This window comes from Phycicoccus sp. Soil802, from assembly GCF_001429605.1.
Classification (GTDB): Bacteria; Actinomycetota; Actinomycetes; order Actinomycetales; family Dermatophilaceae; genus Pedococcus.
In genome coordinates, this window is record NZ_LMSS01000005.1 from 579526 (window position 1) to 592803 (window position 13278).

Here is a 13278-nt window from a genome sequence, read left to right on the forward strand (position 1 = left end):
GAGGCCGCGTGGGGGCGAGGACCGTGAGGAGCGCAGGACCACCCATCGGAGGAGAAACCCATGATCCGCAGAACCATCGCCCGGGCCGCCGTTGCCGCCGCTGCCCTTGCCGTCGTCGTCGCAACCCCCGCAGACGCGGCCATGTACAGCCACGAGCGCTTCGAGTTCACCTTCGCCGAGAGCTTCGACGAGTGCGGCATCACGATCGACCACACGGCCGAAGGCCACGGTGGCTTCACGATCCGCACGATCAAGGGCACCGACGAGGCCTACCTGGGCTGGCAGCAGCTGTCCGCGGTGGACACGTTCACCAACCCGGCCAACGGGCGGTGGTTCACGATCAGCAACCGGAGCCTGTTCCGCGAGACCAGCGGCACGCACCTCGAAGGCAACATCTGGAGCTTCGACTCCAAGACCTCGGGGGCCTCGTTCACGGTCCGAAACAGTGCGGGCCAAGTGGTCTACCGCGACTCCGGCACCCTGCGGTTGGTCACGACGTACGACCTGCTCGGCGACGGACAGCCCGGCGGCGAGCAGATCGGCGACCCGGTCGTCACGGCGCTGAACGGCCGGTTCACCGAGGTCGACTTCTGCGCCGACCTCGTCGGCCCGCTCCTGGGCTGACGAAGGCGGCCAATTGGCCGAGTTCTGCCGGCCTTGGCGGGCCGTAAGCGCTTGGAAGCGGGCAATTGGCCGAATCCTGCGGGGGCGGAGCGAACGCCCGACGGGGACGGTGGTTGCGGACACCGTCCCCGCCGACGACGTCAGCCCTTGCGCAGGATGTCCCGCAGCACCGAGGGGTAGTCGGTGATGATCCCGTCCACGCCCCAGGCGATGCCGCGGCTCATGTCACCGCCGAAGTTGACGGTCCACACGTGGATGTCCAACCCGAGCGCGTGCGCACGGTCGACGATCCCCTGGTCGATGTTGCCCAGGGCCGGGTGCACCGAGTCCAGCCAGGTGCTGGCCGAGACGAGCTGCTCGTCGGTCGGGCGCGTGTAGTAGAGCAGTCCGACCGGCACGTCGGGAGCCAGGTCGTGGTAGCTCCGCAGCCACGGCTCGTCACCGGCCTGCATGATGACGCGACCGGAGGCCAGGGCCTTCCCGAACGCGGGGATCGACCGCAGCTCCTTGTCGATGTCGAGCTCGATGCCCGGGAACGCCCAGGGGTCCTTGGCCTCGAGCAGCATCCCGGCGCGGGACCCGACGGCCTCCACCCACTCGCGCAGCGTCGGCACCCGCTGACCGGCATACGAGGCACTGAACCACGAGCCGGCATCGAGCTGCTTGATCTCGGCGAGGGTGAAGTCCTTGGTGTTCCACGGCGCACGGTCCGGGAAGACCTGCTCCACGTTCGTGGTCCGGGCCAACGTGAGGTCGTGCATGATCACGAGGGCCCCGTCGCTGGTCCGCATGATGTCGTTCTCGATGTAGTCGGCGCCTTGTTGGAGGGCCAGCCGCACCGAGGCCAGCGTGTTCTCCGGTGCCATCGCGCCGGAACCCCGGTGGGCGATGTTGGCGACGCGGTGGGAGTCGGCTGCGGATGCCGATCCCGGCGCGAAGCCGAGCAGGGTGGCTGCCGCGAGCAGCAGGATCGCGAGTCTGCGCGGTCCGGACATGGGTCCACACTCCTTCAGGTGTGTTGGGGACGAATCGGATGTAAGCGGTTACATCCAGACATTCCACCCTCCCAGACCAGACCCGGCCGTGGGCCGCAGAGCCCTCACCAATCGACGAACGGTCAGTCGCGCTGGCCCATCCCCGCGTCCCGCGCGCGGATGATGACCTCGGCCCGATCGGTCGCCTGGAGCTTCGACAGGATCGCCGACACGTTGTTGCGGACGGTCTTCGGCGCGAGGAACAGCTCGGCGGCGATCTGTCCGTTGGAGCGCCCCGCGGCGATCAGGTCGAGCACCCCCCGCTCGCGCTCGGTGAGCATCGGGAACTCGGTGGCCTGCCGCGCGGGCGACGGCGACAGCAGGTCGCCGATGCGGGCGGCCAGGGACGCCCCGAACACCACGCCGCCCGCAGCGACGGCGGTGATCGCGCGCACCACCTCGTCCTGCGCGGCTCCCTTGACCAGGTAGCCCCGCGCGCCGGCGCGCATCGCCGACAGCAGGGTGCCGTCGTCCTCCCCCATCGTGAAGACCAGCACCCCGACGCCCGGTTGCTGGGCCAGCACCCGCCGGGTCGCCTCGATCCCGTTGACGTGCGGCATCTGGATGTCCATGACGATGACGTCGGGGCGGTGCTCGGCCGCGAGCGCGACCGCCTCGGCGCCGTCGGCGGCCCGCCCGACGACCTCGATGTCCGGGTGCGGTTCGAGCAACGTCGCGAGCCCGTCGCGGAAGATCGGGTGGTCGTCGGCGATCAGCACCCGCACGGGGCGACCACCTGCACCGAGTCCGTCGTCCGTCATCCGTTGCCTCCCACCGGCAGCCAGGCCCGCACCGTCGTCCCACCACCGGGCGGGCACACCACCTCATAGCGTCCCCCGAGCTCCTCGGCCCGCTCGCGCAACGACCGGAGCCCGACGCCTGCCACGACGTCCGGCGCGATGCCGCGTCCGTCGTCACGCACCTCCACGGCCAGGTCGGCCGGTCCGGTCGCGAGCGTCACCGTGCACGACCTCGCGCGGGCGTGGCGGGCGACGTTCGCGAGCGCCTCCGAGACGATCCGGTATGCCGCGACCTCCACGGCCGCGGGCAGGCCGGCGACGTCGTCGGCGCGGACCGAGACCTCGAGTCCCGCGGCACGGGTGCGGTCGGCCTGCTGCTCGACGGCGGCCAGCAGGCCGAGGTCGTCGAGGGCGGGCGGGCGCAGTCCGTGCACGAGCCGCCGCACGTCGGCGAGCGCCTCGGTGATCTCGGCACGCGACTGGACCACGAGTCGATGGGCGGTGGCCGGGTCGGAGTCGACGGCGTTGCCGGCCGCGTCGAGGCGCATCGCCACACCACCGAGGACCGGTCCGAGGCCGTCATGCAGGTCGCGCCGGATGCGCCGCCGGTCCTCCTCGCGCGCGAGCACCAGCTGTTCGCGCGACTCCTGCAGCGCTCGGGCCAACAGGCTGCTGCGCACCGCGATGGCGGCCTGACGGACGACGTCGACGAGCAGCACCTGGTCGCGCCGCGAGAGCATCCCCCGGATGCCCCCGTCGGGCAGCTCGATCGACCCGATCCGCTCACCGCGGTAGGTGATGGGGAACGACCGGCTCGCCGTCGGCTCGGTCCCGTGCGTGGCCGCCAGCCCCTGCCCCCCGGGTCCGAGCACCTCGACGCGCACGAACGGCACCCGGAACGCCTCGGCCACGCTCGCCGCGAGCGCCGGCAGCTGCTCCTCGAGCCCGCCGGACTCCTCGAGGCGCTCGGCCAGGGCCGAGACCACCTCGTACCGCTCCCCCCGCCTCCCCAGCACGCGGCGCCGCACCTGCGCCGTGAGCCAGGACCGCAGCGGACCGTATGCCGCGACGGCCAGGACCAGCACGAGCACCGTCACCTGCCGCTCCTCGAACCGGTCGCCGAGGAGGGCCGCCGCCGCAGCCACGACGCCGAGGTCGAGCAGGACGAACAGTGCGGCGATCCCGCCGTAGACGAGGGTTCCCCCGACGAGGGCGTCGATGTCGCCGGTCTCGGGCCGCACCACCCCGATGACGACCGAGACGCTGGTCGCCACGAGGGCGAGGACGAGGGCGGCGAACCCGACCGGACCGTTGACGTCGAGCACCATCACGCCGCCGGCGAGCAGGCAGACGATCGCGGCCCAGAGCAGCCAGCGCAGCTGGGTGCGCTCCACCCCGGTCGAGTGCGAGTGCCGGGCGAAGACCGTTGCGGCGGCCAGCGGCATCGCGAGCAGGGTCAGCACCTGGCCGACATGGAGCGCGGCGACCGCCACCGCGTCGGACCACGGCAGGGCGACCTGCGGGAGCAGCCGCACCACCTCGTCCGGGAGCCGGCCCTCGTAGATCGTGCTGTCCGGGGCCAGGACGAGGCTGAGCGGCAGGGTGAGCGACATGACCAGGGCGGCCACCGCCACGGTGCGCCAGCGGCCCTCCGGCAGGCGACCCGTCGGGTAGAGCACGAGCACCAGGGGCAGGGCCACCAGCAGCAGCGACCCAGCCTCGGAGACGACCCAGTAGGCCAGGCCGGTGAGCGGAAGGATCGGTTGCTCGTGGAGCCCCACCACGGCATACGACTCGCAGAAACCGTCGAGCGCCCAGAAGGCGCCGGTGCCGGCGAGCACCAGCCCGACGACGTGCCGCGGACGGAAGGTGAGGATCGCGGCACCGCACAGCCCCACGAGCGCACCGATGGCGCCACTGACCACGCCGCGTTCCGAGACGTAGAGCGCACGCTCGGCGTCGGTCGACCTCGCATCGAGCAGCACGCACCCGACGACGAGGGCGACCAGGGCCGTCACCAGCAGACCTGGCACCACGAGGTGCCGCTGGCGGGCGTCCGGGCCGGGCGCGGCGGGACCCGGGGCCTGGGCGGCGCGCAGGGCTGGCACGGCGGTCACCTCGCCAGTGTGCCAACGCCGGTGTCCCGTCGTCAGGGGATTGCTGTCCCGATCCGACGGGACAACTTCAGGGACCCGGAACGGGACGCCGGGCCCTGACGCCCGGGTCGTGGGGCGCCGCAGAGTTCTCGGCAACGGCACCGACCGGGTGCCGACCACTCACTCGAGACAGACCAAGGAGACCCACCATGTCGCTCACGAAGACCTCCGCACCGGCGCGTTCGGACGTGACAACCAGCGCCACCGCTCGCCCGACGCCCACGGTGCCACTGACCCAGCGTCCCTACTTCCGCCACGGCACGATGCTCACGGTCGGCGCCCTCGCGTGGTCGAGCATGCTCGTCGTGTTCGGCCTCAACAGCGAGGGGACCGCCTACCAGTACGCCCACAACGCGAGCGCCTTCCTCTTCCAGGTCGGAGTCCTCAGCCTGGTGCGGGTCCTGTGGCGCAGCAACGCGATCGGCTCCGGCAGGGCCGCCCGCACGGTGCTCCGGATCGAGGCGGGGGCGCTCGCGCTGGCGATGGCCTCCACCGCGTCCGACTTCTTCGGGCTGACGAACCTCGACAACCCGGCGTCGCTGGCGCTCGACATGTTCTGGCCGATCTCCATGCTGGGCATGTTCCTCATCGGCATCCGTATCGCCGTCGCCGGCCGCTGGCAGGGCCTGTCCCGGTTCTACCCGCTGGTCGCCGAGAGCTGGGCCGTCGTCACCGTCCCGACCATGGGCATCTTCGGGGAGGGCGTGGCCCGCTGGGTCGGCGCCGCCCACCTGGTCATCGGCTACGCCGTCCTCGGCCAGATCGTCGCCCGCAAGCAGGCCGACGGCAGCTGACTGACCCAGGGGTATGCCGCGTGCGGACTCCCGCACGCGGCATACCCCTGTCTGTGGAACCGCCCGCGGAACCGCGCACCGGGCAGCCGCGTCGAGTAGACATGTCTTCACAGGTGCACCGCACCCGCACAGGAGGTGGCCGATGATCGCCGTACTGACCGGCATGGGGTTGTCCGCGGCAGCGGGCCTCAACGCCTACATCCCGTTCCTCGTCGTCGCCCTGATCGCGCGGTTCACCGACTTCCTGACGCTGCCCCAGTCGTACTCGTGGATCGAGTCGTGGTGGGCCATCGGCATCGGTGCGGTGCTGCTGCTCACCGAGGTGGTGCTCGACAAGATCCCCGCGGTCGACACCGTCAACGACGCCGTGCAGACCTTCATCCGGCCCAGCATGGGCGGCCTGATCTTCGCCGCGACCTCCGCGGCCGAGGGGCTCGACAACTCGACGTGGATGACGCAGAACCCCTGGGTGGGGGTGGTCCTCGGCATCATCGTCTCCGGACTGGTGCATGGCGGGAAGACCGTGGCCCGACCGGCGATCAACGCCGGGACGCTGGGCTTCGGCGCCCCCATCGCCTCGACCGTCGAGGACGGGGCGTCGATCGGGCTGAGCCTCGTGGCGGTCTTCATCCCGGTGCTGGTCGTGCTGTTCCTGGTGCTGCTCGCCTGGCTGCTGGTGTGGCTCTGGCTCAAGGTGCGCCGATGGCGCAAGAGACGGGACGGCCGCGCAGCCCTCGCCTGACGGGCCGCGCTTGCATGATTCGTCCAGCCGGGACCGCGAGGATGGCCCCATGACCGTCGCCGCAGCCCCACCGCCCACGCGCCGTGCGCTGGTCACCGAGACCGTGCTGGTCCTCGGGGTCAGCCTCGGGTCGTCCGGCATCTACGCGTTGCTGTCCCTGGTCAACAAGCTCACTCGCAACGTGCCGCTCAACCAGCAGACGACGGCGATGAACTCCTCCGTCACCCCCGACCGGCCGTGGCTCGACCTGGCGTACCAGCTGGTCGGTATCGCGCTCGCCCTCGTGCCGGTCGCGCTCGCGCTCTACCTGTTGGCCCGGGACCGCCCCGACGCGCGGCACGCGATCGGGTTCGACCTGCGCCAGCCGGGACGCGACCTCGTGCGGGGGCTCGCCCTGGCCGCCGCGGTCGGCCTCCCCGGGCTCGGCCTCTATGCGGCTGCCCGGGCGCTCGGCCTCAACACGACCATCGCCGCGGCCAACCTCACCGACGTCTGGTGGACGATCCCGGTGCTCATCCTCGCGGCGGCGCAGAACGCCGTGCTGGAGGAGGTCGTCATGGTCGGGTACCTCTACACCCGCTGGTTGCGCGCGGGGTGGTCCCTGCCGGCCGTCGTCGTCACGTCTGCGCTGATCCGCGGGTCCTACCACCTCTACCAGGGGTTCGGCGGGTTCGTGGGCAACGTCGTGATGGGTCTGTTCTTCGGCTGGATCTACACGCGCACGCGGCGGGTGGGCCCCCTCGTGGTGGCCCACACCCTGCTCGACGTGGTGGCCTTCGTGGGCTACGCCCTGCTCAAGGACCACCTGGCCTGGCTCAGCTAGGCACGCCCGAGGCCGGGCGGCGCGCGGCCAGCGCGGCGTCGTAGAGGATCTTCTTCGACAACCCCGTGGCCGCGGCGACGTCGGCGCACACGTCCTTGAGCCGCTCACCTGCGAGAACACGCTCCTGTATGCCGGGCAGCGCCTCCTCGACGGTGGTCACCGCCGGGGTCGCGCCGGCCACCACCACGGTGATCTCGCCACGGAGCCCGTCGGCCGCCCACGCGGCCAGCTCCGCCAGCCCGCCGCGCCGCACCTCCTCGTAGGTCTTGGTCAGCTCACGACACACAGCCGCCCGCCGGTCGGCGCCAAAGGCCTCCGCCATGGCCAGGAGCGTCGCGTCGATGCGGTGGGGTGCCTCGAAGAAGACCATCGTCCGACGCTCGTCGGCCAGCGCTGCCAGGCCCCGCGCCTTCTCGCCGGGCTTGCGCGGGAGGAACCCCTCGAAGCAGAACCGGTCGACGGGCAGGCCCGACACGGCCAGGGCCATCAGGACGGCGCTGGGGCCGGGCACGCAGGTCACCCGGATGCCGGCCGTCACCGCGGCGTCGACCAAGCGGTACCCGGGGTCCGACACGGACGGCATCCCGGCGTCCGTCACGACCACCACCCGCGCTCCGGCACGGAGCCGCTCGACCAGCTCCGGCGTGCGCGAGGCCTCGTTGTGCTCGTGGTAGCTGAGGACCGCGCCGCTGGGGGTGATGCCGAGGTCGTTGCAGAGCCGGCGGAGCCGACGGGTGTCCTCGGCCGCCACCACGTCCGCGGTGGCGATCTCCTCGGCCAACCGGGGGGCGGCATCCCTCGGGTCGCCGATCGGGGTCGCGGCGAGGACGAGGACGCCGTGGTCGGAGGTCACGTCGCCATCCTGTCAGCCTGCACCCTGAACACCCTGGGGGCGCCCCAGGTTGCAGGGGAGTCAGGGGTGCCTGAGTTGCTGTGCATACGATGGCGCGCATGACCCGGATCGAGCTGCTGCGATCACGGCTGCTCGGATTCCGGCCCACCGACACCCTCTGGGGCTGGCTCGGACCCCTGTTCTTCGCGGTCGTGGGTGGCGGCATGCGGTTCTGGTCGCTGGGTCGCCCGCACCAGCTCGTGTTCGACGAGACCTACTACGTCAAGCAGGGCGTCTCGATGCTGGAGTACGGCGTCGAGATGCGGGTGCCGGACACCCTCAAGAAGCCCGACCAGCTGTTCACCCAGGGCACCCCGGACGTCTTCGGCACCGAGGGCGACCTCGTGGTCCACCCACCCGTTGGCAAGTGGGTCATCGCGGCCGGTGAGCACCTGTTCGGGCCGACGTCCTCGATCGGGTGGCGCTTCTCGGTGTGTGTGCTCGGGACGCTGTCGATCCTGATGATCGGGCGAGCCGCCCGGAGGATGTTCGGGTCGTCGCTGCTCGGCACCATCGCGGCGTTCCTGGTCGCCTTCGAGGGCCACCACTTCGTCCAGTCGCGCACCGGCCTGCTCGACCTGATCGTCATGTTCTGGGCCCTCGTGGCGTTCTGCGCGCTGCTCATCGACCGCGACCGGTCGCGGGCGATCCTCGCCGAGCGAGCCGCCGGCCGGTCGAACCACGAGCTCGCCGCCCGCCTCGGGCCCTGGCTGGGCGTGCGGCCGTGGCGATGGGTCGCGGGCATCAGCCTGGGGCTGTGCGCCGGCACCAAGTGGTCGGGGCTGTTCTTCCTCGTGGCGTTCGGGCTGATGACGGTCTTCTGGGACATCGGAGCTCGGCGGGCCGTGGGGGTGCGGCACTGGTTCACCTCCGCGGTCGTCACCGACGGGCTCTGGGCCGCCCTGGTGATGTGCTCGACGGCGGTCGTGACCTACCTCGCGTCGTGGGTGGGCTGGTTCCGCTCCCCGCTGGGCTACGACCGCGAGTGGGGACGGATCCACCCCTCGCGCGACACCCCGTGGGTGCCGGATGCGCTGCGCTCCCTGTGGCACTACCACCAGGAGATCTACACGTTCCACGTCAACCTGCACGACAACCACCCCTACCGGACCAACCCCTGGTCCTGGGTCGTCCAGGGCCGGCCCACGTCCTTCTTCTACGAGGGTCCCAAGCGGGGCGACGGTGGCTGCGCGGTCGCCCAGTGCTCCAAGGCGATCACCTCGATCGGCACGGTCTCGGTCTGGTGGCTGGGGGCCGCGGCGATCGTCGTGCTGGCGTTCTACTGGGTCTTCAAGCGGGACTGGCGGGCCGGCGCCATCCTCGCAGGGCTGGCTGGGGGCTACCTCCCCTGGTTCGGGCTGGAGGAGCGCACCATCTACTCCTTCTACACCGTCGCCTTCGAACCGTGGGTCATCCTCGCCGTCGTCTTCGTGCTCGGGCTGGCCCTCGGTCGGCGCACCGACTCGTGGCGCCGACGGGAGATCGGCCTCTACGTCGTGGGGGCCTACTGCCTGCTGACCCTGGCGATCTTCGCGTTCTTCTGGCCGGTCTACACCGCCCAGGTCATCCCCCAGAGCCAGTGGTCGCTGCGGATGTGGTTCCCCAGCTGGGTCTGAGGCATCAGCCGGACCTCGGAGACGCGGGATCAGCCGTTTGGTTGGGAATGGGTCGATCCCTGACGATTTCCTGACCAACGTCCTGGTCGTTGAATTCTGGACATACCGGCATAGTCACGACAAAGCCGGATAGCCCTGTCCGAGTCGAATGGGGGGCTTTGCCTCCGTTGGGGATCGAACGGGCCACTTTACGTTCTGCATACCGTCTCTTTACTATCTCTTGACCATTCCCTGACCTCCACCACACACTCGGCGCACAACGCCAGGGTGTGGCCCGAACCACTGAACCTCACCCCGGCGTCACCAACATTCGGGACAAGAGGGCAGGGGCTCTACATGAACACCAAGCGGGTATCGATCGCGGTTGCGGTCTCAGCACTGGGTTTGGCCATCGCACCGGGGGTGGCGTCCGCAGCGGACGGCCAGGTCGGATGCGGGACGCCCGCCAAGCAGGCGGTCTACTCCACCGTCGTCGTCCCGGGCACGGCTGCCGTGACCCACGAGGAGTACGAGTGGAGCTCGGTCTCCGAGGTCATCGAGCGGCAGTGGCAGCAGTGGCTGGTGGACTCCGCAGCCATGGACGCGGTCTACGAGACCGTCCACCACCCCGCCGAGTACACGACAGTCGTCGTCCCCGGTCTGCCGGCGTACGACGAGCAGGTCCTGGAGACCGCGGCGTACGACGAGCAGGTGCTGGACACGGCGGCGTACGACGAGCAGGTCCTCGAGACCGCGGCCTACGACGAGGAGGTCGTGACGCCGGCCTATGACGAGCAGGTGCTGGACACGGCGGCGTACGACGAGCAGGTCCTCGAGACCGCGGCCTATGACGAGCAGGTCCTGCAGACCGCCGCCTACGACGAGGAGGTCGTGACGCCGGCCTATGACGAGCAGGTCCTCCAGACCGCCGCCTACGACGAGCAGGTGCTCCAGACCGCCGCCTACGACGAGCAGGTGCTCCAGACCGCCGCCTACGACGAGCAGGTCCTGCAGACCGCCGCGTACGACGAGCAGGTGATGACCTCACCGGCCGTGTACGTCACGGAGTACAAGTTCGTCCAGAAGAACGGCAACGGTGTGCGCTGGGACGCCGACCCGGACTGGAACGCGCAGCCCAACAACAACTCGGGTGGCTGGGTCGCCACGGGCATCACCCGCCAGGGGGCGCTCGTCTCGGCGGCCGTCTACACGACGGTGCACCACGACGCCGTGTACACCACCGTGCACCACGACGCGGTCTACACCACGGTCCACCACGAGGCCGTCTACAAGACCGTGCACCACGACGCGGTCTACACCACGGTCCACCACGACGCGGTGTCCACGACCGTCCACCACGACGCGGTCTACACCACGGTCCACCACGACGACGTCTACAAGACCGTGCACCACGACGACGTCTACAAGACGGTCCACCACGACGCGGTGTCCACGACCGTGCACCACGACGACGTCTACAAGACCGTGCACCACGACGACGTCTACAAGACGGTCCACCACGACGCCGTCTACACGACCGTCCACCACGCGGCCACGCCCGACACCACGACCGAGGTCCTGGTGTCCCCGGCCTGGGACGAGCAGGTGCTGGTCACGCCCGCCACCGACGCGGTGGGCCACTGGGAGGAGACCTGGTCGGTCGAGTCCCCCGGTGCGGCCTGGTCGGCCACCGGCGAGACCCGCACGGTCGACGGGGAGACCGAGCTGGTCTGGGCTGCGCAGTCGCCCGGGGAGGAGTGGACCGCGACCGGTGCCTACCGCACCGTCGAGGACACCCCGGCCGTGCCGGACTCGTCCGAGCAGGTGCTCGTGAGCGCCGCCGTTCCGGCCGGACCTGCCTGCGAGGAGCCGGTGACCGGTGACGGCGCCACCGTGGTGCCCGAGCCCGCCCAGCCCGCCTCGGCGGTCCCGGCCGCGGCCGATCTGGCCAAGCCGGCGGCCGTCAACGAGCTCGCCTTCACCGGCTCGGACCCGACGCTGCTGTGGCTGGGCATGGGCTTCCTGCTCGCCGGCATCGGCGTCTCGGCCGGCTACCGCAAGGTCGCGCAGAAGCGCTGACCGCAGGACCTGCATGGCGTGGGGTCCGCGGCCCAGGGGGTGGGCCGCGGACCCCTTCCATGTCCCTGGTGCTCCACGTCCCTGGGAGCTCCAGCTCACAGCGGCTCCACGTCCCGGGAGCTCACTGTGACAGTGCCGACCCGGCACCGGCCACCAGCCGGTGCCGGGTCGACCAGTTTCAGCGCGGGTGCTCTAGGCGTACTTCCGGAGCCACGGAACGACGGTGTCGCGCAACAGATCTGCGTCCTCGATCATCGGGAAGTGGCTGGCACCCTCGAGGATGGCGAGGTCGGCACTCGGGATGGTGTCGGCTAGGAAGCGGCCCCACTCGGAGGGAATGGGGTCCAACCCCGAGTGGACGACGAGGGCCGGCGTCTCGATGCCGGCGACGGCCCGCGCCGGCTAGCCCAGGGCGCGGGCGGTCAGGGCAGGTGCCGGTCGAGGCGGCGCAGCACGGGCCCGATGAGGGGCCAGTCCTGGGCTCCCGCCCGCATGACGCGTCCGCGGAGCGTCGCCACCGCGCCACGCGCCACTGCGACCGGCGTGCGGCGTCCCGTGTCAGCGGAGGACCGCGCCCGCCGGTGGAGCCACTGAGCGCACCCTGCGCACACGCCCACCTCAGGATGCGATCCGAGCCGGCTCAGGTCGGCTTCGTCGAACGTGTTGCCACAGCACCAGCAGACCGGTCGCTCAGAGGGCTCGCGCTCGACTGCCGCCGCTGCTGTCATGCCCCATGGTCTCTCCGGGACGCCGCGGTGACCAGAGACCAAGCTAAGCTCGCCGGGCGCCGCCCCCATCGGGGGGCGACGCCCAGCGAGTCAGCGCACTACTTCTTGTTGGTGCTCAGCTGAACCGTCTGCTCGGTGTAGCCCAGCGAGCACTCGAACAGGCCGCACGCGAACGCGAAGGCGACCGTGGCGCCCTTGCCTCCACGGAACAGCCCGGTGTCGCTGACGACGATGGCCTCCCACGGGTGGGTGGTTCCGTCACACTGCAACGGGTTCACGAAGAAGAACCCGCTGATCTTCACCCGCCCGACCCGCTGGGTCAGGGTGCCTTCGATGTCGGAGAAGAAGTCGTCAGCGTTCGTGCACGAGTAGGTGCCGGTGAGCTTGGCGCTGCCGTCCTTGTATGCCGTCCCCTTGGGGTTCAAGGTGAAGGTCACCTCGGGGGCAGGCGGTGCGACGTCGAACGTCACCTCGAGCTGACCGCCCACCGTGGTCGTGTCGGAGAACGCGACCACGTAGTAGGTCTGCCCGGCGGTGGTGGAGAAACCCACCGTCGTCGGCCCGCAGGCCACGAGGACGCCGCCGGCGGGGTCACCCTCCGTGACCATGAATCCGCCGGAGTAGGAGGAGGCCGACATGTCGGCGACGACTCCGCCGTCTGTGGCGGCGGTGTACGTGAACCAGACGCTGGCGTTGGTGAACGGTGCGCCGCAGTTCGCGTTGAGGGCAGCGTCGGTGGCGTCGGTGGTGGCGCCCGTCGTGTCCTGGCTGATGGTGGTGGGTAGGGACGAGACGACTGTCGCGGTGGCGGCGGTGTCGTTGGGTGCCGGTGCCGCAGAGGCGGCGCTGGCCATGACCGGCAGGAGCAGCGCTCCTGCGGTGGCGGCGGACAGGATGGAGCGCAACATCTTCATGTGATCCCCCAGCTGTGAACCCGACCCCCCGTTGGGTCGTGCCACGCACATTGCCGCATCCGGACCCCAACGCACCAGACCCCTTGAATCGTAGATTTTGCAACAACAGAGGCCTGCCCCTCACCGCCCGCGCGTGGTGACGATGAGTCGATGGTGT

12 protein-coding genes are annotated in these 13278 nt (G+C 70.6%); 6 read left to right on the plus strand and 6 right to left on the minus strand.

The features are described 5' to 3' along the window. The first annotated feature begins 60 nt into the window (after positions 1 to 60). Complete coding sequence (locus tag ASG91_RS13760; protein WP_056923161.1) at positions 61 to 624, plus strand: hypothetical protein; 564 nt, start codon at positions 61 to 63, stop codon at positions 622 to 624. A 140-nt stretch (positions 625 to 764) separates the two neighbouring features. Here ASG91_RS13760 and ASG91_RS13765 read toward each other — a convergent pair whose 3' ends face one another. The 3 genes from ASG91_RS13765 to ASG91_RS13775 all read right to left on the minus strand — a co-directional run bounded on the left by ASG91_RS13765 (position 765) and on the right by ASG91_RS13775 (position 4515). After that, positions 765 to 1619, minus strand: a complete 855-nt coding sequence (locus ASG91_RS13765; RefSeq protein WP_056923162.1) for a glycerophosphodiester phosphodiesterase family protein — start codon at positions 1617 to 1619, stop codon at positions 765 to 767. Positions 1620 to 1741: 122 nt separating this feature from the next. Continuing rightward, positions 1742 to 2419, minus strand: coding sequence for a response regulator transcription factor (locus ASG91_RS13770; RefSeq protein WP_056923279.1), 678 nt, complete (start codon positions 2417 to 2419; stop codon positions 1742 to 1744). Further along, positions 2416 to 4515, minus strand: a complete 2100-nt coding sequence (locus ASG91_RS13775) for a sensor histidine kinase (RefSeq protein WP_056923163.1) — start codon at positions 4513 to 4515, stop codon at positions 2416 to 2418. Before ASG91_RS13775 ends, ASG91_RS13770 begins: the two co-directional genes overlap by 4 nt. Positions 4516 to 4703: 188 nt before the next feature. Between ASG91_RS13775 and ASG91_RS13780 the strand changes: the two genes are divergently transcribed. From ASG91_RS13780 to ASG91_RS13790, 3 genes are all read left to right on the plus strand, one after another. Next, entirely contained in the window at positions 4704 to 5348 is a 645-nt protein-coding gene (locus ASG91_RS13780; RefSeq protein WP_056923164.1) for a hypothetical protein, read from the plus strand. 142 nt (positions 5349 to 5490) lie between these two features. Then, complete coding sequence (locus ASG91_RS13785) at positions 5491 to 6090, plus strand: DUF4126 domain-containing protein (RefSeq protein WP_056923165.1); 600 nt, start codon at positions 5491 to 5493, stop codon at positions 6088 to 6090. A 49-nt stretch (positions 6091 to 6139) separates the two neighbouring features. After that, complete coding sequence (locus ASG91_RS13790) at positions 6140 to 6913, plus strand: CPBP family intramembrane glutamic endopeptidase (RefSeq protein ID WP_056923166.1); 774 nt, start codon at positions 6140 to 6142, stop codon at positions 6911 to 6913. Here the strand turns inward: ASG91_RS13790 and rsmI are convergent. Then, positions 6906 to 7766, minus strand: coding sequence for a 16S rRNA (cytidine(1402)-2'-O)-methyltransferase (rsmI, locus tag ASG91_RS13795; RefSeq protein ID WP_056923167.1), 861 nt, complete (start codon positions 7764 to 7766; stop codon positions 6906 to 6908). The genes ASG91_RS13790 and rsmI overlap by 8 nt on opposite strands. A 98-nt stretch (positions 7767 to 7864) precedes the next feature. Between rsmI and ASG91_RS13800 the strand changes: the two genes are divergently transcribed. After that, on the plus strand, positions 7865 to 9421 hold the full coding sequence (locus ASG91_RS13800; protein ID WP_056923280.1) for a dolichyl-phosphate-mannose--protein mannosyltransferase: 1557 nt from the start codon (positions 7865 to 7867) through the stop codon (positions 9419 to 9421). 336 nt (positions 9422 to 9757) lie between these two features. Continuing rightward, positions 9758 to 11479 carry a hypothetical protein gene (locus ASG91_RS13805; protein ID WP_056923168.1) on the plus strand — a complete coding sequence of 574 codons (1722 nt, stop codon included), beginning with the start codon at positions 9758 to 9760 and terminating at the stop codon, positions 11477 to 11479. Between the two features lie 192 nt (positions 11480 to 11671). Here ASG91_RS13805 and ASG91_RS20710 read toward each other — a convergent pair whose 3' ends face one another. Both ASG91_RS20710 and ASG91_RS13810 read right to left on the minus strand, forming a co-directional pair. Then, entirely contained in the window at positions 11672 to 11827 is a 156-nt protein-coding gene (locus ASG91_RS20710) for an alpha/beta fold hydrolase (protein ID WP_157606356.1), read from the minus strand. Between the two features lie 478 nt (positions 11828 to 12305). After that, positions 12306 to 13121 carry a hypothetical protein gene (locus ASG91_RS13810; RefSeq protein WP_056923169.1) on the minus strand — a complete coding sequence of 272 codons (816 nt, stop codon included), beginning with the start codon at positions 13119 to 13121 and terminating at the stop codon, positions 12306 to 12308. Positions 13122 to 13278: the final 157 nt, after the last annotated feature.